Raw genomic sequence first — 24,052 nt, 5'->3', positions numbered from 1 at the left:
CCCCGCCGCCCACAGCCTGCTGAGCTTTTCCCACTGATCGACGTCGCGCTTTCTCGGCGGGCGGAAGGAGCGCCCCATCAAGGCGAGAGGTCTCTGGCATTGGGGACACGCATGATCTGTGTCGCCACTGCATTTCCACGATTTCCGACAAGCAAAGCACGCGTGCGAAATCAGATAGTCCGGCCCCCGGAAGTAGGGTCGGATGACCGGGCCGGGGACGGAACGGTTGCCGATGGCTTTCCGCAGTACCATCCGCTCGTGCTTTGTCAGGCTCGCGCTCATTCCATGAAAATGAAGCAACGCCCCGCTGCTCGCAATGGTCAGGATGTGCGCGGGCTACAGCTTGCCGATCTTGCGATCGACCCTGGCGAGGTAGCGCGCCCGGCTCTCCGGCGTCGAGCTGTCCATCTTGTAGTGCGCCATGTAGCTGGTGCGGCAGAGCGGGTGGCAGAGCGTGCGGATGCCGCGCAGCAGGATGCGCCGGCCCGGCTCGCCGATCAGCTTGGAAAGCCACCAGGTCGCCCCGCAGGTCGTCACCACGGCGAGCTTGCGGATGTTCTTCATGCCCGGGCGCGAGCCGCGCGTCGCCGTCGGCATGATGAAGGTGGCATGCGGAACCCAGACCCGCTCGAGCCAGCCCTTCAGCATGGCCGGCGGACTGAACCACCAGGTCGGATAGACGAAGACGAGGATCTCGCACCACTTGATATGCGCGAGATGGTCGGCGATCGGCACCTCGTTGACGACGGGGTCGTTGTAGACCCGCCGCTCGTCGGCGCCCATCACCGGATTGAAGCCGGAGGCGTAGAGGTCGAGCAGGCGGACCTCGTGACCGGACCGCTTCAGCGCGCCGACGACGGTGTCACGGACGGCGGCGCCAAAACTTTCCGGCACGGGATGGGCAAAGACGACAAGCGCGCGCATGAGGCTAAAAGCGTTCCATCTCTTTCGTGACGCGCTCCAGGAACGCCGATCGCGTCGCTTCCGTCGAGCGGTTCATGTCGTAATGGGTGAGGTAGGGCACGCGGCCGAGCCTGCCGACCTGCGCACGCAGCACGCGCGTGACGCTCTTTCGCGGCGGATCGCCGACGAGGAGCGCCCGCCAGCGCGCGCCGCCATAGGTCGCCACGGCCGCGAGCTTGCGGATATGGCCGAGATTGCCGACCGCCTTGCCGTTTTCCATCCGGAACGACACGCCGGGCAGGAACACCCGGTCGAAGAAGCCCTTCAGGATCGCCGGGAAGCCGAAATTCCAGACCGGATAGACCAGGACGAGCGCCTCGGCCCGCATCACCCGCTCGACATAGGGATCGACATTGCGCCGGTTGACGGCGAGGTCGTGGTAGTCGATCCGCTCCTGCCGCGACAGCACCGGATCGAAGCCTTCGCCATAGAGGTCGCAATCATCGACCTGGTGCCCTGCCCGCGTCAGCGCGCCGACGACGGCGCCGTGCAGCGCCGCCTGGAAACTCGTCTCGACGGGATGCGCATAGAGCACCAGCACGCGCATGTCAGCTGGCCTGCTGCAGGCCCGGGAACAGGAAGGTCTTGGTCGAGGTGAAGTCGAATTCGGGGTCTTCCCAGGCGATCATCTTGCCCGGGTTGAGCAGGCCCTTCGGATCGGCCTCGCGCTTGAAGGCGAGCTGGGTCAGGTCGGTCTGCTTCATGCCGCCCTCCTCCAGCGTGTAGCGGTGCGGATTGAAGATCGGGCATCCATGTTCCTCGTGGATGCGGATGATCTCCTCCAGCCGCGCCTCGGTGGTGTAGCGCACCATCGGCAGGCCCATCGGCGTGATCTTGCCGTCGAAGCGGACGAATTCGAGATGGCCGGGCACCTCGTCGCCAAACAGCCTGGTCAGCGCCTCGATCTTCTCGATGTGGTGCGGCGGCGGATACATCGACTGCAGATAGGTGATCGACGGGTCGACGCGGATGGCGCGCAGCGTCGTGTGATTCCAGCCGAGCTCGTAGTTCGGCGGAATGCCCTTGAGGTCCTCCGCCGTATCCGAGCGGAACACCACCTCGCCCTTGCTGCGCGAGGTGAGCGCCAGGAAGGCGTCGACCGCATGCGCGGCGACCGTGACGATCGCCAGCGACTGGCCGGGCTTCAGGAACTTCTGGTGGCGCAGGAAGTAGTCGTAGGGAATCGGCGCCGCGACGGTGGCGAGTTCCTTGACGAGCAGGCCGTCGGCATTGCCGACGCCGTCGGCGTAGCGCACCGCGTCCATGTAATCGTCGAAGCCGACGAGGACGTCGACCCAGTCATAGGCCGTCGTCAGCGGCATCTCGACTTCGGTGATGATGCCGTTGGTGCCGTAGGCGTGCATCACCTTGTGCAGTTCCCAGCCGGTCAGCTCGAGGATGCGCGGCTCGGCCTCCATGGTGACGACGCGCAGACGCAGCACGTTGCCGATGTCGCGCAGGCCGCCCCAGCGGATCGAACCGACGCCGCCGGAGCCGCCGGCGATGAAGCCGCCGATCGTCGCCGTCTTGGCGGTGGAGGGATGCAGGCGCAGTTCCTGGCCGGAGTGGGCCTTCGTCTCGGCGTCGAGCTGGGCGATCACGGCGCCGGGCTCGGCGATGACGCGGCCGGGGAAGATCGCCTTGACCTTGTTCATTTCGGCGAGATTGAGGATCAGGCCGCCGGAGAGCGGCATCGCCTGGCCGTAATTGCCGGTGCCGGTGCCGCGCGGCGTGACGGGCACCTCATGCTGGAAGGCGGCCTTCAGGATGCGGATCACCTCCGCCTCGTCCTTCGGCGTCGCCACCAGGTCGGCGGTGATGTGATCGAGCTGCGCCTTCAGAACGGGCGAATACCAGAAGAAGTCACGGCTCTTCTGCTTCACCAGCGCCGGATTTTCCTCGAGCGCGATGCCGTCCAAGTCGGCCTTCAGCGCGGCGAGGTCGTTTCTGAATTGGTGAGCCATGATCAGTTTCCAAACAGGGAATCGAGTTCGCGATAATCGGGCAAGGTCCGGTCGATCGCATTGCCATAGCGCAAAACGGTGCGATCGGATTGCGGCCGCGACAGGAATTCCGACCAGGTCCTGGCGCGGAACAGCACCAGGTCGGCCGGATCGCCGGCGCGGATGCGGCCGACGTCGGGGCGGCGCAGGACCGCCGCCGGATTGGTGGTGACGACGCGGGCGGCGCCATCGAGCGGATGGTCGAGATGCAGGATGCGCACGGCCTCGCGGAACACCTCGACGGCGTCGAGGTCGCCATAGGCGTAGAACGGATCGCGCGTGTTGTCCGAGGCGACGGCGACGCGGATGCCGCGCTCCTCCATCTCGTTCAGCAGCGTCACGCCGCGCCAGCGCGGCGTGCGGCCGGGGTGGCGATCCTGCAGGTAGAGATTGCACATCGGCAGCGAGACGACGGCGAGGCCCGCCTCGGCGACGAGATCCAGCGTGCGGTCGGCTTCGTCCTCGTCCTGGCGGGCGAGCGAGCAGCAATGGCCGACCGTGACCTGGCCCTGATAGTCGGTGCGGATCGCGGCTTCCGCGATCGCCTTCAGCGAGCGGGCGTTCGGATCGGCGGTCTCGTCGACATGCAGGTCGATGTCGAAGCCATTCTCCGACGCCATGGCGAAGAGGTGGTCGAGCCCGGCCTCTAGCCCGGGGCTCATATAGGTGAAGCCGCCGAGCACGCCGCCATAGGTCCGCAGCGTGTCGGTCAGGCGCGCCCGCACCGTCGCGTCGAGAAACAGGTCGATCGGCGACAGCGCCACGGCCTGCAGGTCGACGCGGCCGGCCCAGGCATCGCGCGCCTCGGCAAAGGCCGGCCACGAGGCCGGGAACTGCGGCGGCACGCAGTCGATATGGGTGCGGATCAGCCTGGTGCCATGGGCATAGGCGGAGCGGAGCGAGAACTCCATCCGCGCCCGCACATCGGCCGTGGTCCAGTTGGCGTCGCGGTCGGCATCGACGGCAGCTAGTGCGTCGGCGAAGCTGCCCGAGGGGTTTTCACGGCGGGCCCAGATATGCCCCTTGTCGAGATGCGTGTGCATGTCGACGAAACAGGGCCAGACCTGGCCCTTGTCCATGTCGACGACGGGCGCATCGATGACGCTGCCTGCCGGCTTGAGCGCCTCGATCTTGCCGCCGGCGACGACGATGTCGGCCCGCATCAGGCCCTCGCCGACGTCCTGTCCGTCGAACCCGTCGACCGTGACCGCCGGCAAGGTCGCGTTGGCGAGCACATAGCGATCCGCCTCCGGGATCGCGGCGAAGCCTTTCGCCATCTCAGTTCTCCCGTCGGATCGCGCTCTCGTGCCAGCGGCGCAGCAGCAGGTGCGAGATCAGGCTGGTGGCGCCATAGATCACGACACCGGTCGCGCACAGCAGGATGAGGGCGGCGAACAGGCGGGGGATGTTGAGGCGATACTGCGATTCAAGCAGGCGGAAGGCGAGGCCGGAACCGGCGCCGGCCGAGCCGGCCGCGAACTCCGCCACCACGGCGGCGATCAGGGCGAGGCCGCCGGCGATCCGGAGGCCGGCGAGGAAATAGGGCAGCGCCGCCGGCAGCTTCAGGTGGATCATCGTCTGCCAGCGGCTGGCGCCGTAGAGCTCGAACAGGTTCAGCAGGTTGTGGTCGGTGCTCTTCAGGCCCTGCGTCGTGTTCGACAGGACCGGGAAGAAGGCGACGATCCAGGCGCAGATCAGCAGCGCCGCCTGCGTCGACGGCGCATAGATCAGGATCAGCGGCGCGATGGCGACGACCGGCGTCACCTGCAGGATGACCATGTAGGGCGACAGCGCCAGCTCGATCCATTTCGACTGGGTGAGCAGGATCGCGAGCGACACGCCGCCGACCAGCGCGATCGCAAGCGCGGCGAAGGTGATCTTCAGCGTCACCAGCAGCGCCATGCCGAGGATCGGCCAGTCGTTGACGAGCGACTGCGCCACCAGGTTCGGGCCGGGCAGGATGTATTTCGGGATATTGTAGGCGGCGACATACCAGGCCCAGAGGCCGATCAGCATGGCGAGCATGACGAGCGGGATGAGCACGCGCAGGACGCGCTCGCTGACCGGCATCGCCGGCGCGGGAACGGGCGCGGCGTCCTGGTGCGCCGCCGGCGCGGCTGTGTCGCCCGCCGCGGGGCCGTGATCGATGCTGGTCATAGGTGGTCAGCCGCTCCGATAGCGGAAAGAAGGGATTCCGAAGCGCGGCGGCAATAGTCGCCATAGGCCTGCGAGGTGCGGAAGCCGATGCCGCGCGGATGCGGCGCATCGACCTCGATCTCGTCGATCACGCGGCCCGGACGGGCGGCCATGACGACGATCCGGCTCGACAGGTAAACGGATTCGAAAACCGAGTGGGTGACGAAGACGATGGTCCAGCCGAACTGTTCCCAGAGCCGCAGCAGGTCGTCATTGAGCTTCTGGCGGGTGATCTCGTCGAGCGCCGCGAAGGGCTCGTCCATCAGCAGGATGCGCGGCCGGGTCACCAGCGCGCGGGCGATGGAGACGCGCATCTTCATGCCGCCGGAAAGCTCGCGCGGATAGGAATCGGCGAACTTGTCGAGGCCGACCATCTCCAGCGCTTCCATGATGCGCGGCCGCGCCTCGGCCTGCGAGATGCCCTTCAGCCGCAGCGGCAGCCAGACATTCTTGAACACGGTCGCCCAGGGCATCAGCGTCGGCTCCTGGAACACGAAGCCGATGTCGCCGCCCTTCTTGTCGCCGGGGACATGCGAGCCGTCGGGCCAGACGATGCTGCCGGAGGAAGGCTCGCCGAGCCCGGCCAGCATCCTGAGCGCGGTCGACTTGCCGCAGCCCGACGGACCGAGCAGGCTGATGAACTCGCCGGCGCGGATCGACAGCGACATGTCCTTCAGCGCGATGGTGCCGTTCGAGAACGTCTTCGAGACATGCTCGAGACGCACGATGGGCCGTCCGGACTCAGCGGAAGGCGGGCTGCTGGTTGCGAGAGACAAGTATTCCGTTTCCTCAACTGCGTGGCCTGGCATGCCACGATCCCGGCCCGGCCCTATCAGCCGCGGCCGGCAAGTGGAAATGGCATTGCCGGGACGAGCCCGGCAATGCCGGGAGCCGCGCGGCTCCCTTTTCGCGATCTTACTTCTTCAGGTCCTTGCCGACGCCCTTGCAGACGAACTTGGTGGTGTAGACCTTCGACAGGTCCAGACCGGCCTTGGTGACGCCCGCCTTGACCATCTTGTCGTAGAAATCATGCACGCGCGCATCGGTGATGCAGCCGATGCCCTTCTCCAGCGTGTCGCCGGAATCGACCAGGCCGTAATCCTTCATGGTCTGGACCGAATAGGCGATCTGCTCGTCCGTGATCTCCGGATTGTCCTTCTTGATCAGGGCGTTGGCGGCCGAGTTGTCGCCGTAGAGATAGTTGTACCAGCCCTCGATCGAGGCATCGACGAAGCGCTGGACGATATCCGGGTTCGCCTCGGCATATTCCTGCGTGGCTTCGATCAGCGTCGAATAGGTGCTGAAGCCCTGATCGGCAAGCAGGAACAGCTTCGGCTTGAAATCGGCCTGCTTGGCGATCTCGAACGGCTCGGAGGTGATGTAGCCCTGCTGGGCCGAGTTCGGATCGGCCAGGAACGGCGCCGGATTGAAGGTGTAGGGCTTGAACTGCTCGTCGCGGAAGCCCGGGAAGGCCGACTTCATCCACTGGAAATAGGAGGCATAGCCGTCCTTCGACAGCAGCAGCGTGTCGAGCTTGGCGAGGTCCTCGAACTTCTCCACCTGCGGGTGGGCGATGATGACCTGCGGCTCCTTCTGGAAGATCGCCGCGACCTCGACCAGCGGAATGCCCTCGTCGGCGGCCGCGAAGGTCTCGACCAGGTTGCCGGCCATGTTGAAGTTGGTCTTGCCGGCCAGCATCAGCTGGCGGTTGGCCGCCTGCGGGCCGCCCTGCACGATCGTCACCTTGAGGCCGTGCTTCTCGTAGGTGCCGTCGGCGACGGCCTGGTAGAAGCCGCCATGCTCGGCCTGCGCCAGCCAGTTGGTGCCGAAGGAGACCTCGTCGAGCGCGAAGGCCTGGCCGGAAAAGGCCACTGCCGCCGCGCCGGCCGCCAAGCCGATGAACTTCGTCCGGATGGAAGTCATAAACACTCCGCCTTTCCTTGTCGCGACAGCCCCCGCGGTCGCCAAAACGCGTTTCTCCCGAACCGCATTGCCTCGGTTCGCGGCCTCCCTGGCCTGAAATCGAGCTTCCCATTCGCAAGACATATGCCAAGGCGCCCTGCGAAGCGCCACCATCCGCCCGCCGCCTAGCCATCCGCCCCGATTTCGGGAAGTGGCGCCATATTATGCGACGAACCCTGCTCAAGATAGCGGCAGCGGCCAGGAAATTGAGCATTCCCGGCAAAACGCGCCCGCTGACAGGCGCGCGGCGCGACCGCCCGGCCTTGCCAGTGCCGCCATCCGCCCCCTACCCTCCGGGATCTCATTCCAGCCCCGGAGCTTCGCACGGTGAACCAGCCGCTCTCCCCCAAGGACATCCGCCCGCCCTTCGGCCGCTACAGCCACGGTGTCGGGGCGCCGGCCGGCAGCCGCTTCATCTACACCTCCGGCCAGCTCGGGGTCCGCGCCGACGACAGCGTTCCCGACAGCGTCGAGGAGCAGGCCGAGATCTGCTTCGAGAACATCCGCGCGATCCTCACCGCCGGCGGCATGGAACTCTCCGACATCGTCCGCCTCAACGCCTTCGTCACCCGGCGCGAGGACATGCGCCGCTACATGAACGTCCGCGACCGTTTCGTCAGCGAGCCCCTGCCGGCCTCGACGCTCTATATCGTCACCGGCTTCACCCGGCCGGAATTCCTGGTCGAGATCGAGGCCGTGGCCGCCAAGGCGGACTGAAGGCCGGGCGCGCTGGCGCGCATCTTGCGAGCCTCGCAGCCGACAGCCTGCGCCGGACGGCGCGCGACAGGACGGGGAGCGACATGACGACGAGCGAAAGAACCTGGCTGAAGGATCCGATCGCCGTGCTGGCCGAAGGGGCCGAGCGCGGCGTCGTCGTCGAGGACGGCCGGATCACCGAGCTGGTAGGCAAGGGCGCCGAGCCGAGCCACCCGGTCCACAAGGTGTTCGACGCCTCGCGCCATGTCGTGACGCCCGGCCTCGTCAACACGCATCACCACATGTTCCAGACGCTGACGCGCGCCCATCCGGCGGCGATCAACAAGGAACTCTTCCCCTGGCTGCAGGCGCTGTTCCCGATCTGGGCGAAAAACGTCAATCCCGACAATCTGCGCCTCGCCACCCGCCTCGCCCTGACCGAACTCCTGATCTCCGGCTGCACCACCGCCTCGGACCACCAGTATCTCTTCCCGCCCGGCCTCGACGACGCCATGGACATCCAGGCGGAGGAAGCCGGCAAGCTCGGCGTCCGCATGACGCTGACGCGCGGCGCGCTCAACCTCACGACCGCGGAAGGCGGCAATGCCGACCAGGGCGCCGTGCAGGATACCGACGTCATCCTCGCCGATTGCGAGCGGGTGATCGGCCGCTACCACGACCGGTCGGAAGGCGCGATGCTGCAGGTGGCGCTCGCCCCCTGCGCGCCCTTCAACGTCACCAAGCGGCTGATGGTCGAGACGGCGGCCTTGGCCGAGCGCTGCGGCTGCCGGCTGCACACCCATCTCGGCGAGACTCGCGACGAGAACGACTACTGCATGGAGCATTTCGGCTACCGGCCGGTCGATTATCTCGAGGAATGCGGCTGGCTCAACGACCGGGTCTGGCTGGCGCATGGCATCCATTTCAACGACGAGGAGGTGATGCGGCTCGGCCGCCACGGCGTCGGCGTCTCGCATTGCCCGACCTCGAACATGGTGCTCGCCTCCGGCCAGTGCCGCACCAAGGAACTGGAAGCGGCGGGATCGCCGGTCGGCCTCGGGGTCGACGGCTCGGCCTCGAACGACAACTCCAACCTGATGGAGGGCGTGCGCCACGCCCTGATGATCAACCGCCTCACCTACAATGCCGAGAGCGTCACCCATTTCGACGCGTTCCGCTGGGCGACGGAAGGGTCGGCGCGCTGCCTCGGCCGCGACGACATCGGCGCGATCGCCGTCGGCAAGCAGGCCGACATGGCGCTCTACACGCTCGACGAACTGCGCTTCTCCGGCGCCGGCGACCCGCTCGCCGCCCTCGTGCTCTGCGGCGCCTACAAGACCGACCGCGTGATGGTGAAGGGCGACTGGCGCGTCGAGGACGGCGTGCCCGTCGGCATGGACCTCGCGAAGCTTCGCTACGAGCATGGCGAGGCGGCGAAGGCGTTCTTGGAGTCGCTATAGGTGGCATCGAGCTCAACCCCACCCTCTCCCGCCTGGCGGGAAAGGGATAGGCAGTCCGCCATGACCGAACGCATCTGGATCCGCGACCCCATCGCCATCCTCGCCGAAGGCGCCGAGCGCGGCGTCGTCGTGGAAGGCGGCCGGATCGTCGAAGGCGTCGGCCGCGGCGCCGAGCCCGTCCATCCCGTGCAGAAGATCTTCGACGCCTCGCGCCATGTCGTCACGCCGGGCCTCGTCAACACGCATCACCACTTCTTCCAGACGATGACGCGGGCGCATCCAGCGGCGATCAACAAGTCGCTCTGGCCGTGGATCGCCTCGATCTATCCCTATTGGACGAAATACGTGAACGCGGAGAATTTCCGCCTCGCCGCCCGCCTGTCCATGACCGAACTGCTGATGTCGGGCTGCACCTGCGCCTCCGACCACCACTATCTCTTTCCCCGCGGCCTCGAGGACGCGATGGACATCGAGGCGGAGGAGGCAGCGCGGATCGGCCTGCGCATGACGTTGACGCGCGGCGCGCTCGATCTCTCCGGCGCCGAGGACAGCCAGGCGCTCGCCCCCGGCGGCGCCATCCAGGACGACGACGTCATCCTCGCCGATTGCGAGCGCATCATCGGCCGCTACCACGACCTTTCCGACGGGGCGATGACCCGCGTCGCGCTCGCCCCCAACGCGCCGTTCGACGTCACCAAGCGGCTGATGCGCGAGACGGCGGCGCTTGCCGAAAAGCACGATTGCCGCCTGCATACCCACCTCGTCGAGACGAAGCAGGAGGCCGACTTCGCCCGCGACAAGCACGGCATGACGGCGGTGGACTATCTCGAGGATTGCGGCTGGCTCTCCAACCGCACCTGGCTGGCGCATGGCATCTATTTCGACGATGCGGAGATCACCAAGCTCGGCCGCCACGGCGTCGGCGTCTGCCATTGCCCAACCTCCAACATGGTGCTCGCCTCCGGCATGTGCCGGACCAAGGAACTGGAAGCGGCCGGCGTGGCGGTGGGCCTCGGCGTCGATGGCGGCGCGTCCAACGACAATTCCAACCTGATGGAGGCCGTTCGCCACGCGCTGATGATCGGCCGGCTCAAATATGACGCCGCCAGCGTCACCCATCTCGATGCGTTGCGCTGGGGCATGGCCGGCTCGGCCCGCTGCCTCGGCCGCGACGATATCGGTGCGATCGCGGTCGGCAGGCAGGCCGACATGGCGTTCTGGTCCTTGGACGAATTGCGCTTCTCCGGCGCCGGCGACCCGATCGCCGCGCTCGTGCTCTGCGGCGCCCATGCCGCCGACCGCGTCATGGTCAAGGGCGAATGGCGGGTCGAGGACGGCGCGCCGGTCGGCGTCGACGTCGCAAGGCTGCGCCACGAGCATCATCAGGCTTCGCGCGCCTTCCTGGAAGCGCTATGACAGCAAGCATCCCTGCCGACGGCCACCCGGCCCGTCCCCGATCCTAACCGCAGCGCACGGCTAGACGCCGCCGCGAAACGATCCTTGAGAGAGACCATCGGAATGACCCTTCCCCGCCCCTATTGGCACGAGATGCAGGCCCCGGCTTTCCAGGGCGGTGAAAAGGACTGGATCGCGGTCCTGCCGGTCTGCGCCATCGAGCAGCACGGCCCGCATCTGCCCGTCTTCACCGATGCCTGCATCGGCGAAGGCATGGTGAAGCGCGTCGTCGAGATGCTGCCCGACGGCCTGCCGGCGACCTTCCTGCCGCTGCAGTCGATCGGCAAGTCGAACGAGCACATCTCCTCGCCCGGCACGCTCACCTTCACGTGGGAAACCGCCATCCGCATGTGGATGGAGATCGGCGACAGCATCGCCCGCGCCGGCGTCCGCAAGCTCGTCATCGTCACCTCGCATGGCGGCAATGTCCCGGTTGCCGATATCCTCGCCCGCGAATTGCGCATCAAGTACGAGATGCTGGTCGTCTCGACCGGCTGGACCAATGTCGGCGAGCCGGAAGGCATGGTGCCCGAGGAGGAATATCTCTACGGCATCCATGGCGGCGACGTTGAAACCTCGATCATGCTGCACTTCCGCCCCGACCTGGTCGACATGTCGAAGGCCGAGGATTTCCGCTCGACCCAGCTCGACCTGCTGAAGGAATTCAAGCGCCTGCGTTTCCACGGCGCGCCGGCGCGCGCCGCCTGGAAGGCGCAGGATCTGAACCCGAAGGGCGCGGTCGGCAACGCCACGCGGGCAACCGCAGATCGCGGCCGGCAGATGGTCGACTACCAGGCGGCGGCCTTCGTCGAGCTGCTCGAGGAAATGGCGCGTTTCGACCTCGGCCGACTCTGGAAGGCGCCTGCCTGACACGACGAAATTCGACCGAAAACACTCGGGAAAACGCTTGGGAATGTCCCGTGTCTGTTGCTAGCATGAAGGCGCAGCGCGACGGCATCGGCCCCAGCGTTTGTCCCGGGGGCGGGCGTGGTCGACATTGTCATTTCCGAATTCATCCACAAGAACGCGGTCGCGGATCTCTCCCGCGACTTCGAGGTTCATTATGAGCCGACGCTCGGCAGCGACCTGACGGGCCTGTCGCGGCTGGTGCGCCAGGCGCGCGCGCTGATCATCCGAGACCGCACAGTGGTCGACGTGCCGCTGATCGCCAAGGCGCTGCACCTGCGCGTCATCGGCCAGGTCGGCCCCGTCTCCGACAATATCGACATGCTTTCCTGCGAGGCGCGCGGCGTCGCCATCGTCCGCGCGCCCGACATGATCGCCGACGCCATCGGCGAATATGTCGTCGCCAGCGCGATGATGCTGACGCGCGGCGCCTTCTTCGCCACCCGCGACGTGATGCAGGGCAAGTGGCCGCGCGGCCATCTCGTCGGCCGCGAGATCGGCGGCCGGACGCTCGGCCTGGTCGGGCTCGATTTCGGCGCCCGCGCCGCCGCGCTCCGCGCCCGCGCGCTCGGCATGCGCGTCATCAGCTGGGATCCGTTCCTGAAGCCGGCGCACCCGGTCTGGAACGAGGTCGAGCGGGTCGATTTCGAGGACCTGCTCGGCGATTCCGACGTCGTCAGCGTGCATCTGCCGGCGCGGCCGGAATTCGTCGGCCGGATCGGCACAGCCGCGCTGGCGCGGATGAAATCGGGCGCGGTGGTGATCTCGGTCGGCGGCGGCGGCGTCGTCGACGAGGCGGCCGTCGCCAACATGCTCGCCATCGGCCGCCTGCGCGGCGCCGCCTTCGACGGCTTCGAGATCGAGCCGCTCAACAGCGAGGCCGGGTCGATCTTCGCCGCCGTCCCCAACCTGATCCTGACGCCGAGGATCGCCGACCTGACGCTCGAATCGCACCTGCGCTCCTCGGCCGCGATCGTCGCCAAGGTGCGCGGCGCGCTCGGTCCTTGATCATCCGGCAAAAAATCCCTCTTGCAATAGTGACGCGCCTCGGCTGGATTGGGGCTTTCCCGCCAAACCGAGGTTCCAGCAAAAGGAACCCGACTGCAGGGCGGGCTGAAAGCGCTTTGGATGGCGCGTGCCAGGGGAGTTGAGGAATGAAGAAATTTGCCCGCCTGTTGGCGGCAACCATGCTTGTCACCGGCATCGCTTCGATGGCGGAAGCCAAGACGCTGGTCTATTGCTCGGAAGGCAGCCCCGAGAATTTCAATCCGCAGGTCAATACCACCGGCACGTCCTTCGACGCCGCCCGGCCGGTGTTCAACCAGCTCGTCGAGTTCGAGCCGGGCACCACGAAGATCCGCCCCGGCCTCGCCGAGAGCTGGGAAGTGTCGCCCGACGGCATGGAAGTCACCTTCCATCTGCGCAAGGGCGTGAAGTTCCATTCGTCGAAGATCTTCAAGCCGACGCGCGACTTCAACGCCGACGACGTGCTGTTCTCGTTCAATCGCATGTGGAAGGAAGACAATCCCTACCACAAGGTGTCGGGCGGCGCGTATGACTACTTCAACGACATGGAGATGCCGACGCTGCTGAAGTCGATCGACAAGCTCGACGACTACACGGTCAAGTTCACGCTGACCAAGCCGAACGCACCCTTCCTCGCCAATCTCGGCATGGACTTCGCCACCATCCATTCGGCCGAGTATGCCGACCAGATGTTGAAGGCGGGCAAGCCCGAGACGGTCGACCAGCAGCCGATCGGCACCGGCCCGTTCACCTTCGTCGCCTACCAGAAGGACGCCGTCATCCGCTTCAAGGCGTTCCCGGACTTCTGGGGCCCGAAGGCCAAGATCGACGACCTCGTCTTCGCGATCACCAAGGATCCGACGGCGCGCTGGGCCAAGCTGCAGAAGAACGAGTGCCAGGTTATGATCGGCCCGAACCCGGCCGACCTCGACGCCATGGGCAAGGACCCGAACGTCAACCTGCTGTCGCAGCCCGGCCTCAACATCGCCTATCTCGCCTTCAACGTGACCAAGCCGCCCTTCGACAAGAAGGAAGTGCGCCAGGCGCTGACGATGGCGATCGACCAGGCGACGATCATCAAGGACGTCTATGGCGGCGCTGGCCAGGCGGCCAAGAACTTCATTCCGCCGACGATCTGGAGCTACAACGACGCCATCGAGCCCTACAAGTACGACCCGGCCAAGGCCAAGGAAATGCTGAAGGCCGCCGGCGTCCAGGAAGGCTTCGAGAGCGACCTGTGGTGGATGCCCGTCACGCGTCCCTACAACCCCAACGCCAAGCGCGTCGCGGAGCTGATGCAGGCCGATTTCGAGAAGGTCGGCATCAAGACCCATCTCGTTTCGTTCGAATGGGGCGAATACCGCAAGCGCATGCAGGCCGGCGAGCACCAGATGGGCCAGCTCGGCTGGAGCGGCGATAACGGCGATCCCGACAACTTCTTCTTCCTGCTCGGCTGCGAGGGCGCCCGTCCCGGCGGCCAGAACCTGTCCAAGTGGTGCAACAAGGACTTCGAGGCACTCTTCCAGAAGGCCAAGTCGACCTTCGACGTCGCCGAGCGCGCCAAGCTCTACGAGCAGATGCAGGTGATCGCGCATGAAGAAGCGCCGGTCTTCAACATCGCGCATTCGGTCGTCTACGAACCGATCCGCAAGAACGTGACGAATTACAAGGTCAGCCCGCTCGGCCGCCGCGAATTCGCGGAAGTCGGTCTCGAGTAGCAAGCGACGACGAGGACGGAGGCGCACCACACCTCCGTCGTCCCGGGACAAGGCGATGGCTGAGGCGATCGCTTGCCCCGGGATTCATCCGGCCCCGCGCGGGGCCGGATGAATCCCCGCCTTCGCGCGGGGATGACGGCAGTGACACGGCTCCCTGCCTCGCCTTCCAGGCGGTAAACACCATGTTCAGTTTCATTGTCCGGCGCGTGCTCCTGGTCATCCCGACCTTCCTGGCCATCGCCTTCCTGACCTTTGTCGCCATCCGGCTCGTGCCCGGCGACCCGGTCGAAGCCCGTACCGGCGAGCGCGGCATCTCGGCCGAACGCCTCGCCTATTTCCGCCATGAGCTCGGTCTCGACCAGCCGGTCTGGAAGCAGTTCCTCGACTATCTCTGGCAGATCGCGCATGGCGATTTCGGCACGTCGATCTCGACGCAGACGCCGATCCTGACCGAATTCACGACGCTGTTCCCGGCGACGCTGGAACTCGCCATCTGCGCCATGATCTTCGCCACCGTGCTCGGCATTCCGGCCGGCGTGATCGCGGCGACGCGGCGCGGCTCCTTCGTCGACTACACGCTGATGGGCGCGGCGCTGACCGGCTTCTCCATGCCGATCTTCTGGTGGGGCCTGCTGCTGATCCTGTTCTTCTCGGTCGATCTCGGCTGGACACCCGTCTCGGGTCGCATCGACCTGCTCTATTATTTCGAGCCCGTCACCGGCTTCATGCTGATCGACAGCTGGCTGTCCGGCGAGGAAGGCGCGTTTGCCTCGGCCGTGTCGCACCTGATCCTGCCGACCATCGTGCTCGGCACCATCCCGCTCGCCACCATCGCCCGCATGACCCGATCGGCCATGCTCGAGATCCTCGGCGAGGACTACGTCCGCACCGCCCGCGCCAAGGGACTGTCGCCGTTCCGCGTCGTCGGCGTGCATGCGCTCCGCAACGCGCTGATCCCCGTCGTCACCGTGATCGGCCTGCAGGTCGGCGCGCTGATGGCCGGCGCGGTGCTGACCGAATACATCTTCTCCTGGCCCGGGATCGGCTCCTGGCTGATCGAATCGATCCAGCGCCGCGACTATCCGGTGCTGCAGGGCGGCATCCTGCTGGTTTCCGGCATCGTCATCGTGATCAACATCATCGTCGACCTTCTCTACGGCGTGCTCAACCCGAGGATCCGCCATGCCCGCTGAGAAAACCGCCGCCCTCGCCGCGCCGAAGGCGCCGCCCGGCCCCTTCGCCAGCTTCTTCCGCGACTTCTCGGAGAACCGCGCCGCGCTGGTCGGGTTGATCATCCTCGGCCTGCTCGTCTTCGTCGCCATCTTCGCCAACTTCCTGGCGCCCTATTCGCCGACCGAGCAGTTCCGCGAGTTCACCCGCATACCGCCCGCCTGGGTCGAAGGCGGCAACCGCGCCTTCCTGCTCGGCACCGACGAGATCGGCCGCGACATGCTCTCGCGCCTCATCTTCGGCGCCAGGCTGTCGCTGTTCATCGGCCTTTCCGTCGTGCTGGCCTCGATGGTGGTCGGCATCGTGCTCGGCCTCGTCGCGGCGTTCGCCCCCGGCTGGCCTTCAATCGTTATCATGCGGGCGATGGACGTCATCCTGTCGGTGCCGAGCCTGCTGCTCGCCATCGTCATCGTCGCCATCATCGGCCCCAGCCTGACCAACACGATCATCGCCATCACCGTCGTCTACCTGCCCTATTACGTCCGCCTGGTGCGGGCCTCGGCGCTGCAGGAGAAGACACGCGACTATGTGACGGCGGCCCGCGTCGGCGGCGCCGGCACGGTTCGCATCATGTTCAGGACGGTGCTGCCGAACTGCATGGCGCCGATCATCGTGCAGGCGGCGCTCACCATCTCGAACGCCATCCTCGAGGCGGCGGCTCTCGGCTTCCTCGGCCTCGGCGCCCAGCCGCCCTCGCCCGAATGGGGCGCGATGCTCGCCTCGGCGCGCGAATTCCTGCAATCGGCGCCCTGGATCGTCACCGAACCCGGCCTCGCCATCCTGATCACCGTGCTTGCCATCAACCTCGTCGGCGACGGCCTGCGCGATGCGCTCGATCCGAAGATGCGGAGGAGCTGACATGCCGCTTCTCGAAATTTCCGACCTCTCCGTCGACTTCAAGACCGCCGGCGGCCAGTTCCGCGCCGTCGACAACGTCTCGCTCACCGTCGATCGCGGCGAGATCCTGGCGATCGTCGGCGAATCGGGCTCCGGCAAGTCCGTCGCCATGCTGGCGGTGATGGGGCTCCTGCCCTGGACCGCCACGGTCACCGCCAGGACGCTCGCCTTCGACGGCCGCGACCTGCTGACGCTTTCGCCGCGCGAGCGGCGCCGGCTGGTCGGCAAGGACATGGCGATGATCTTCCAGGAGCCGATGTCGAGCCTCAATCCGTGCTTCACGGTCGGCTACCAGATCGGCGAGAGCCTGAAGGTGCATCTCGGCCTGTCGAAGAGCGAGCGCCGCCAGCGCTCGATCGAGCTCCTCAACGCCGTCGGCATTCCCGATCCCGAGCGCCGGCTTTCCGCCTTCCCGCATCAGCTTTCCGGCGGCATGAGCCAGCGCGTGATGATCGCCATGGCGCTCGCCTGCCGGCCGAAGCTGATCATCGCCGACGAGCCGACGACGGCGCTCGACGTCACCATCCAGGCGCAGATCCTGGAGCTGCTCGTCTCGCTGCAGCGCGAGACCGACACCGGCCTCGTGCTGATCACCCACGACATGGGCGTCGTCGCCGAGACGGCGGAGCGGGTCTCCGTCCACTATGCCGGGCAGAAGATCGAGGAGCAGCCGGTCGGCCCGCTGTTCTCCGATCCGCATCATCCCTACACGGCGGCGCTGCTCGCGGCGCTGCCGGAGCGCGCGACCGGCAGGCATCTGCCGTCGATCCCCGGCGTCGTGCCCGGCCAGTTCGACCGGCCGCCGGCCTGCCTGTTCGAGCCGCGCTGCCGCTTCGCCACCGATCGCTGCCGCACCAAGGCGCCGCCGCGCCAGGGCGCGATGGCGGGCTTCGCGCTCTGCCATTATCCGCTGACGCATGGCCGCCCGATCGGCCATCCCCATCCCGAAGGCAGGGAGGTCGCGGCATGAACGCGCCCGTCATCCTGGAGGCCAGCAAGCTGGCCCGCTACTATTCGGTCGCCCGCGGCGCCTTCAAGCCCGCCGCCACCGTCCGGGCGCTCGCCGAGGCGAGCTTCACGCTTCAGGCCGGCAAGACGCTGGCGGTCGTCGGCGAATCCGGCTGCGGCAAGTCGACCCTCGCCCGCCTCGTCACCATGATCGAGGAACCGAGCGCCGGCCAGCTGGTGATCGGCGACACGGACATCGTCGGCGCCGACAAGGCGGCTCTGCGGAAGCTGCGCACCGAGGTGCAGATCGTCTTCCAGAACCCCTATGGCTCGCTCAATCCGCGCCAGAAGATCTTCGATGCGCTGGCCGAGCCGCTGATCATCAACCGCAAGGAGATGAACGCCTACCAGCGCAAGACGGCGGTGCTCGACATGCTGAAGCGGGTCGGCCTGCGTCCCGAACACGCCGACCGCTATCCGCACATGTTCTCCGGCGGCCAGCGCCAGCGCATCGCGATCGCCCGCGCGCTGATGCTGAAGCCTAGGATTCTCGTCCTCGACGAGCCCGTCTCCGCGCTCGACGTCTCGGTGCAGGCGCAGGTGCTCAACCTGCTGGTCGAGCTGCAGGAAAATCTCGGCCTGTCCTACCTCTTCATCAGCCACGGCCTGTCGGTCGTGCGGCACATGGCCGACGAGATCCTCGTCATGTATCTCGGCCGCGTCGTCGAACGCGCGCCGCGGGAAAAGCTGTTCGAGCAGCCGCTGCATCCCTATACGCAGGCGCTGCTCTCGGCGACGCCGATGGCCGATCCGGAACGCCAGCGCGAACGGATCCGCCTCAAGGGCGAGCTGCCATCCCCGTTCAACCCGCCCAAGGGCTGCGCCTTCCATCCGCGCTGCCCGCTCGCCTTCGACAAATGCCGCGTCGACCGGCCGGAACTGCGCTTCCACGGCGACACGGAGGTCGCCTGCTGGGCGGTGGAACGCGACGCCGCCGCTTCATAGGTGGCGACGAGGTACGAGCCCCTCACCCCAACCCTCTCCCGGGTACGGGAGAGGGAGCCCATGGCGCCCCGTCTCAACGCTGTCGGTCACGCCGGCCCAACGGCCCCCGTCATCGACCTCGCGGCCGATCGTCAGCGCCCCCTCTCCCGCTCGCGGGAGAGGGCCGGGGTGAGGGCCCTCGTTTTGCCGCATCCGTTCCACCCCATCGCAATCGGCGCCGACATCCCTTATATCAGGCGGCAACCTCTTCCCCCTTTTGCGCGGGCTGACGTTCCGCGCCGGAGACATTTCATGACGGAAACCCAGATCCCGGTCACCGTGCTCACCGGCTATCTCGGCGCCGGCAAGACGACGCTGCTGAACCGCATCCTCTCGGAAAACCACGGCAAGAAATACGCCGTCGTCGTCAACGAGTTCGGCGAGATCGGCATCGACAACGACCTCATCGTCGAGAGCGACGAAGAGATCTACGAGATGAACAATGGCTGCGTCTGCTGCACGGTGCGCGGCGACCTGATCCGCGTCGTCGAGGGCCTGATGAAACGCCCCGGCGGCTTCGACGGCATCCTGGTCGAGACCACCGGCCTCGCCAATCCGGCGCCGGTCGCGCAGACCTTCTTCATGGATGACGACGTCCGCGCCAAGTCGCGCCTCGACGCGGTCGTCACCGTCGCCGACGCGATGAACCTGCTGACCCGGCTCGACGACGCGCCGGAGGCCGAGGAGCAGATCGCCTTCGCCGACGTGATCCTTCTCAACAAGACCGACCTGGTCGACGCCGAGAAGCTGGCCGCCGTCGAGCACCGCATCCGTGACATCAATCCGCATGCGACGATCTACCGGACCGAGCGCTGCGCCATCGACCTCTCCAAGGTGCTCGATCGCGGCGCCTTCGATCTCGAGCGCATCCTGACTCTCGACCCGGAATTCCTCGAGGGCGAGGATCACGACCACGATCACGTCCATGACGAGAATTGCGGCTGCGGTCACGACCATCACGACCACGACCATCATGGCCATGATCACCACCATCATCATGACCACGATCATCACCACCATCATCCGCGCCACGACGAATCCGTGTTCAGCGTCTCGCTGCGCGGCGGCTCGCTCGATCCGAACAAGTTCTTCCCCTGGATCCAGGAAATCACCCAGACCGAAGGCCCGAACATCCTTCGCCTGAAGGGCATCCTGTCGATGGACAAGGACCCCGACCGCTATGTCGTGCAGGGCGTCCACATGATCATCGAGGGCACGCACCAGCGTCCCTGGGCCGAGGGCGAGAAGCGCGAGAGCCGCCTCGTCTTCATCGGCCGCAAGCTGAATGAGGCAGCCCTTCGCAAGAGCTTCGAGGACTGCCTCGTCGCCGCCTGAGGCGGAACGCCCGGCATGAGGGGCGGCGCGCACTCCGCGCCGGCCCGAGCATTTCGTCATCCCGGCCCGCCGGGATGACCACTCGCCACACCACGCCCGACATCGACCGGAACCGTCTCTTGCCCACCATCCAGTCCTTCCCGCTCGGCGCCTATGTCGTCGCCGCCGATTTCCTCGGTCACGAGCCGGTCTTTGCGCTCGGCGACGGCCATGTCGCGCGGGTCGACGGCCCCGCGGCCGAGAAGGTCGGCGTGCATTCCGGCGGCCTGCTCGCCGCCGCCCGCACGCAGGATGGCGAGCGGTTGATCACCACCGGCGATGACGGCCGCGTCATGGCGATCGACGCCAGCGGCCATGTCGAGGAAATCGCCGTCCAGCCGAAGAAGTGGATCGACCAGGTCGCCTGCGGCCCGGACGGCGTCATCGCCTATGCGAGCGGCCGCCAGGTCTTCGTCCGCTTCGCCAATGGCAAGGAGCGCGTGCTCGAGCATGAGCGCACCGCCGCCGGCCTCGCCTTTGCGCCGAAGGGGCTTCGTCTCGCCGTGGCGCGCTACAACGGCGTGTCGCTCTGGTGGATCGGCACGGAGGCGAAGCCGACCGAGTTCGAATGGAAGGGCTCGCATCTCGGCGTCACCTTCTCGCCGGACGGCAAGAACGTCATCACCTCGATGCAGGAGAATTCGCTGCATGGCTGGCGCGTCGCCGATGGCGGCGGCCACATGCGCATGTCCGGCTATCCCGGCAAGGTGAAGTCGATGTCGTGGTCGGCCAAGGGCCGCTTCCTGGCGACGTCGGGCGCGGAAATGGCCGTGCTCTGGCCGTTCCACTTCAAGGACGGCCCGATGGGCAAGCAGCCGCTGCAACTCGGCACCCGCGACCAGATCGTCACCTTCGTCGCCTGTCACCCCACCGAAGAGGTCGTGGCGATCGGCTACAAGGACGGCATGGTTCTGGCCGTGCGTTTCGCCGACAGCGACGAGGCGATCCTGCGCAAGCCGGCCGAGGGCGGCCCGGTCAGCGCGCTCGCCTGGGACCGGAAGGGCGTCCGCCTCGCCTTCGGCACCGAGGGCGGCGAAGCCGGCGTGATCGACCTCGCCGGCTGAGGCCGGCAAGGCGCTTGTCCGTGGCTTTCTTCACCTCTCCCTCCGGGAGAGCTAAGGAAGTGCGCCCTGCGCGTCAGCGCGTGCTGGGCACCGGGCGGAAGATCGACACGGCGAACAGCACCATGCCGATCAGCGTGATCAGCGAGCCGAGAATGACGATTCCCTCGCCGGGAGGCAGTCCCTTCAGCGTCAGCACGAGGCCCGGGATCATGATCCAGAGGCCGATCGTCGACACCCAGAACTGGATCAGGGCTAGCCGGCTCGCCGCCTTGGCGGGATTGGCGTTGTAGTAGAAGCCCATCAGCGCAAGCGACACCCAGCCGATCAGATTGAGATGCGCGTGCGCGGGGGCCAGCGTGAAGTCCTGCTTGGCGCCCATCATGATGCCGCCGATCATGCCGACGATGACATAGATCACGGCCGTGCCGATAAACATCTGGCTTATTCTTGGCATGTCGAACCCCTCCGACGAAACGGGGCCGACTCGTTCTTGGCTCTGGCCCCCCGAACGCGGTTACGACGTAACGGAAGCCAAGTCAAAATCATTCTAAGGAAGAAGATCGACAGTCGATCCCAGGAAGATCGTGCCCTCAACCCCTGGACGATGCTTTCGCCTCGGCGCAATCAGCAATCTGGCCGATCGGCGGGTGGCGGAAGTCGGGAGGCCCCGAAGGATGCGCGCGAGGGCAAAAGGCGGAGGCCGAAAAAGATGACGCCGGCGCGCGACCGGGAGCCGAAGGAGAAGGCTCTGAACTCGGTCGCGTCGGCCGGCGTCTGACGCATGGCGTCAAATAGGAAACGCCCGTCGGGGAGGAGGTCGACGGGCGTTTTAAGGGTGGCGCCTTGCCGGGGAGGAGGTCAGCTCGGCGCCGATCGCAGGGACATGGAGGGGAGGAAGATCCCTGCGAATTCCTTGCAGTCTGAAGTATCGCTCGGTGTCGGAAGTATTAGTAGCCGACAGCCTGCTTGGCGACCCGCTCGATCTCGCCGCGGTGAATGCCGAGGTCAGCAAGCTCGCGGTTGTTCAGGCGGGAAAGCTCGTTGTAGGTCTCGCGGAACTTGCGCCAGGTCTTGTAGGAAGCGAGGATGTTCATAGCCATTTCGGACGTCCTTTTGGGATAGGGTGTGATCTCTGTCGAACTGGCGCCGGATTTCTCTGTCGCCGTTCTTGTTGACGCTGATATAGGCTGCTGCTTCCGGATTGAGCACTGCGAAATTGCTCATGCCAGCGATGCGCGCAACGCAGAGCAGCATTAATTCTCGTGTCATATTGCGCCGCACCATTAAGCGATATGGCCGGATTGCGGCACCTGGCTGCCGATTGCGCCGGGAGGCGGGCGCCAAATCGGTCAAGACATGACGCTGGCGCATGTCGAGGCACGACGGCCGCCTGCCCATTTCCTGGGCGATGCGCACGCCGCGCCCGCCCCGCTCCGTCGAGCGCACAAGAAAAGACCGGGCCAGTGGCCCGGTCTCGATAGTGAACAGCGTTGCGAAACGGCGATCAGCCGAGGTTGTGAACCAGCACGTTGCGGAACTGCCAGGGATCGCTCTCGTCGATATCCTCCGGGAAGAAGCCCGGCCGATCGGTGAGCGGCGTCCAGTCGGTGTAGATGCCCTCGACGGTGCCGAGATAGGGCCGCTGGATGCGCAGGCAGAGATGATAGTCCATCTCGTCCGCCTCGACGATGCCGGCGTTCGGATGCTCGAGCGCCCAGACCATGCCGGCGACCACCGCCGACGTCACCTGCATGCCGGTGGCGTTCTGGTAGGGCGCGTTCTCGCGCGCCTCGTCGATCGTCAGCCGCGAGCCATACCAGTAGGCGTTCTTGGCGTGGCCATAGAGCAGCACGCCGAGTTCGTCGCGACCGGCGATGATCTCTTCCTCGGAGAGGATGTGCTGCTTCGACTGGCGCTGGCCGGCGCGGCCGAACATCTCGTGCAGCGACAGCACCGCGTCGTTCGACGGGTGATAGGCATAGTGGCAGGTCGGCCGGTAGACGACCTCGCCGCCCTCGCGCACCGTGAAATGGTCGGCGATCGAGATCGCCTCATTGTGGGTGACGAGGAAGCCGAGCTGCGGACCGGGCGTCGGGCACCAGGAGCGCACGCGCGTATCGGCGCCGGGGCCGAGCAGGAAGATCGCCGCGCCCGAGCCGGTGTCATGCGTGCGGGCATGGTCCGGGATCCAGCGCTCATGCGTGCCCCAGCCGAGCTCGGCCGGCTGCAGGCCCTCCGAGATGAAGCCCTCGACCGACCAGGTGTTGACGAAGGTGTCGAGCTGCTTGGCGACGCGGGCGCGCTGGGTGTCGCGCTCGGCGATGTGGATGCCCTTGACGCCGGTCGCCTGCATCAGCGCCGCCCATTCGCGCCGCGTCTTCGGCTCGTCATGCTCGATGTTGAGGTCGCGCGCCACGTCGAGCAGCGCCTGCTTGACGAACCACGATACCATGCCCGGATTGGCGCCCGAGCAGGAAACCGCGGTCGGGCCGCCCGGGCTGGCGCGCTTTTCGGCCAGCAGTTCCTCGCGCAGCGCATAGTTGGAGCGGGAGGCCGGATCGGCCTTGTGGTCGTAATAGAAGCCCGGCCACGGCTCGATCACCGTGTCGATGTAGAGGCTGCCGATCTCGCGGGCCAGCTTCATGATGTCGAGCGAGGAGGTGTCGACCGAGAGGTTGACGCAGAAGCCGCCCGCGCCGAGAAGCGGCGTCAGGATCTCGCGGTAGTTTTCCCGCGTCAGCGCGACCTTGACGTGCTTCACGCCATAGGTGGCCATCAGTCCGACGTTTTCACTGCTCGGCTCGATGACCGTGATCTGCGGCTGGTCCAGCGCGAAGTGGCGCTTGATCAGCGGGAGGAAACCTCGCCCGATCGAACCGAAGCCGATGATGACCACGGGGCCGTTGATGCGACCGTAGACAGGCCAATTCGTCATAGCGAGACACTCCTCAAAGTCGAAATCAACAAGTGGGGTACCGTACCCTTCCTTCGTGACAGACAAACAGTCGGGGAGGGTGGGGCGGCAGCCCCCCCATACCCCACCACCGAACACGGCGAAAAACCAGAGGCGCGGATCGAGTAGGGCCAGCCCCCCCCGGCGGGGCACCCCC

22 protein-coding genes are annotated in these 24,052 nt (G+C 66.5%); 12 read left to right on the top strand and 10 right to left on the bottom strand.

What is annotated here, in order from left to right; genetic code table 11:
* Nucleotides 1-336: 336 nt before the first annotated feature.
* The 7 genes from WFK98_RS26355 to WFK98_RS26325 form a co-directional block, all read right to left on the bottom strand.
* Nucleotides 337-924 carry an NAD(P)H-dependent oxidoreductase gene (locus WFK98_RS26355; protein WP_266340174.1) on the bottom strand — a complete coding sequence of 196 codons (588 nt, stop codon included), beginning with the start codon at nucleotides 922-924 and terminating at the stop codon, nucleotides 337-339.
* A 4-nt stretch (nucleotides 925-928) separates the two neighbouring features.
* Nucleotides 929-1,510 (bottom strand): NAD(P)H-dependent oxidoreductase, encoded by a 582-nt coding sequence (locus WFK98_RS26350; RefSeq protein ID WP_336802379.1) that lies wholly within the window; start codon nucleotides 1,508-1,510, stop codon nucleotides 929-931.
* A gap of 1 nt (nucleotide 1,511) precedes the next feature.
* Nucleotides 1,512-2,927, bottom strand: coding sequence for an FAD-binding oxidoreductase (locus tag WFK98_RS26345; RefSeq protein ID WP_336802378.1), 1,416 nt, complete (start codon nucleotides 2,925-2,927; stop codon nucleotides 1,512-1,514).
* 2 nt (nucleotides 2,928-2,929) lie between these two features.
* A complete protein-coding gene (locus WFK98_RS26340) occupies nucleotides 2,930-4,243 on the bottom strand; it encodes a cytosine deaminase (protein ID WP_336802377.1) in 1,314 nt (437 codons plus the stop codon).
* A 1-nt stretch (nucleotide 4,244) separates the two neighbouring features.
* Nucleotides 4,245-5,123 (bottom strand): ABC transporter permease, encoded by an 879-nt coding sequence (locus WFK98_RS26335; RefSeq protein ID WP_442907482.1) that lies wholly within the window; start codon nucleotides 5,121-5,123, stop codon nucleotides 4,245-4,247.
* Nucleotides 5,120-5,938 (bottom strand): ABC transporter ATP-binding protein, encoded by an 819-nt coding sequence (locus tag WFK98_RS26330; protein WP_336802376.1) that lies wholly within the window; start codon nucleotides 5,936-5,938, stop codon nucleotides 5,120-5,122. The genes WFK98_RS26335 and WFK98_RS26330 overlap by 4 nt, the downstream gene beginning before the upstream one ends.
* A gap of 139 nt (nucleotides 5,939-6,077) precedes the next feature.
* Nucleotides 6,078-7,085, bottom strand: a complete 1,008-nt coding sequence (locus WFK98_RS26325; protein WP_266340337.1) for an ABC transporter substrate-binding protein — start codon at nucleotides 7,083-7,085, stop codon at nucleotides 6,078-6,080.
* A gap of 366 nt (nucleotides 7,086-7,451) precedes the next feature.
* On the opposite strand from WFK98_RS26325, the gene WFK98_RS26320 reads away from it, so the two are divergent.
* The 12 genes from WFK98_RS26320 to WFK98_RS26265 all read left to right on the top strand — a co-directional run bounded on the left by WFK98_RS26320 (nucleotide 7,452) and on the right by WFK98_RS26265 (nucleotide 20,942).
* A complete protein-coding gene (locus tag WFK98_RS26320; protein WP_336802375.1) occupies nucleotides 7,452-7,841 on the top strand; it encodes a RidA family protein in 390 nt (129 codons plus the stop codon).
* A gap of 83 nt (nucleotides 7,842-7,924) precedes the next feature.
* Nucleotides 7,925-9,280, top strand: coding sequence for an 8-oxoguanine deaminase (locus tag WFK98_RS26315; protein WP_336802374.1), 1,356 nt, complete (start codon nucleotides 7,925-7,927; stop codon nucleotides 9,278-9,280).
* 60 nt (nucleotides 9,281-9,340) lie between these two features.
* Entirely contained in the window at nucleotides 9,341-10,696 is a 1,356-nt protein-coding gene (locus WFK98_RS26310) for an 8-oxoguanine deaminase (protein ID WP_336802373.1), read from the top strand.
* A gap of 102 nt (nucleotides 10,697-10,798) precedes the next feature.
* Nucleotides 10,799-11,605 (top strand): creatininase family protein, encoded by an 807-nt coding sequence (locus WFK98_RS26305; RefSeq protein ID WP_266340166.1) that lies wholly within the window; start codon nucleotides 10,799-10,801, stop codon nucleotides 11,603-11,605.
* 117 nt (nucleotides 11,606-11,722) lie between these two features.
* Complete coding sequence (locus WFK98_RS26300; protein ID WP_336802372.1) at nucleotides 11,723-12,649, top strand: NAD(P)-dependent oxidoreductase; 927 nt, start codon at nucleotides 11,723-11,725, stop codon at nucleotides 12,647-12,649.
* Between the two features lie 146 nt (nucleotides 12,650-12,795).
* Nucleotides 12,796-14,385: an ABC transporter substrate-binding protein gene (locus tag WFK98_RS26295; RefSeq protein ID WP_266340164.1), complete on the top strand. Its 1,590-nt coding sequence runs from the start codon at nucleotides 12,796-12,798 to the stop codon at nucleotides 14,383-14,385.
* A gap of 182 nt (nucleotides 14,386-14,567) precedes the next feature.
* Nucleotides 14,568-15,578 (top strand): ABC transporter permease subunit, encoded by a 1,011-nt coding sequence (locus WFK98_RS26290; RefSeq protein ID WP_266340163.1) that lies wholly within the window; start codon nucleotides 14,568-14,570, stop codon nucleotides 15,576-15,578.
* Nucleotides 15,568-16,473, top strand: coding sequence for an ABC transporter permease subunit (locus WFK98_RS26285; protein ID WP_336802371.1), 906 nt, complete (start codon nucleotides 15,568-15,570; stop codon nucleotides 16,471-16,473). Before WFK98_RS26290 ends, WFK98_RS26285 begins: the two co-directional genes overlap by 11 nt.
* 1 nt (nucleotide 16,474) lies before the next feature.
* Entirely contained in the window at nucleotides 16,475-17,482 is a 1,008-nt protein-coding gene (locus tag WFK98_RS26280; protein WP_266340161.1) for an ABC transporter ATP-binding protein, read from the top strand.
* A complete protein-coding gene (locus tag WFK98_RS26275) occupies nucleotides 17,479-18,465 on the top strand; it encodes a dipeptide ABC transporter ATP-binding protein (protein WP_266340160.1) in 987 nt (328 codons plus the stop codon). The genes WFK98_RS26280 and WFK98_RS26275 overlap by 4 nt, the downstream gene beginning before the upstream one ends.
* A 291-nt stretch (nucleotides 18,466-18,756) precedes the next feature.
* Nucleotides 18,757-19,839, top strand: coding sequence for a CobW family GTP-binding protein (locus tag WFK98_RS26270; RefSeq protein ID WP_266340159.1), 1,083 nt, complete (start codon nucleotides 18,757-18,759; stop codon nucleotides 19,837-19,839).
* 119 nt (nucleotides 19,840-19,958) lie between these two features.
* Nucleotides 19,959-20,942 carry a WD40 repeat domain-containing protein gene (locus WFK98_RS26265; RefSeq protein WP_336802411.1) on the top strand — a complete coding sequence of 328 codons (984 nt, stop codon included), beginning with the start codon at nucleotides 19,959-19,961 and terminating at the stop codon, nucleotides 20,940-20,942.
* 73 nt (nucleotides 20,943-21,015) lie between these two features.
* On the opposite strand, the gene WFK98_RS26260 is transcribed toward WFK98_RS26265, so the two are convergent.
* The 3 genes from WFK98_RS26260 to WFK98_RS26250 all read right to left on the bottom strand — a co-directional run bounded on the left by WFK98_RS26260 (nucleotide 21,016) and on the right by WFK98_RS26250 (nucleotide 23,877).
* Nucleotides 21,016-21,378, bottom strand: a complete 363-nt coding sequence (locus WFK98_RS26260; protein WP_336802370.1) for a hypothetical protein — start codon at nucleotides 21,376-21,378, stop codon at nucleotides 21,016-21,018.
* Between the two features lie 511 nt (nucleotides 21,379-21,889).
* The gene (locus WFK98_RS26255; RefSeq protein WP_336802369.1) at nucleotides 21,890-22,042 is read right to left on the bottom strand and encodes a DUF1127 domain-containing protein; all 153 of its coding nucleotides are present in this window, start codon (nucleotides 22,040-22,042) and stop codon (nucleotides 21,890-21,892) included.
* A 404-nt stretch (nucleotides 22,043-22,446) separates the two neighbouring features.
* The gene (locus WFK98_RS26250; protein ID WP_266340157.1) at nucleotides 22,447-23,877 is read right to left on the bottom strand and encodes a homospermidine synthase; all 1,431 of its coding nucleotides are present in this window, start codon (nucleotides 23,875-23,877) and stop codon (nucleotides 22,447-22,449) included.
* Nucleotides 23,878-24,052 lie beyond the last annotated feature (175 nt).

The sequence above is a fragment of the Kaistia sp. MMO-174 genome, assembly GCF_037147815.1.
GTDB lineage: Bacteria > Pseudomonadota > Alphaproteobacteria > Rhizobiales > Kaistiaceae > Kaistia > Kaistia nematophila.
The sequence above is the reverse complement of the archived record's forward strand: the minus strand, read 5'-3'. Positions and strand labels throughout refer to the sequence as shown.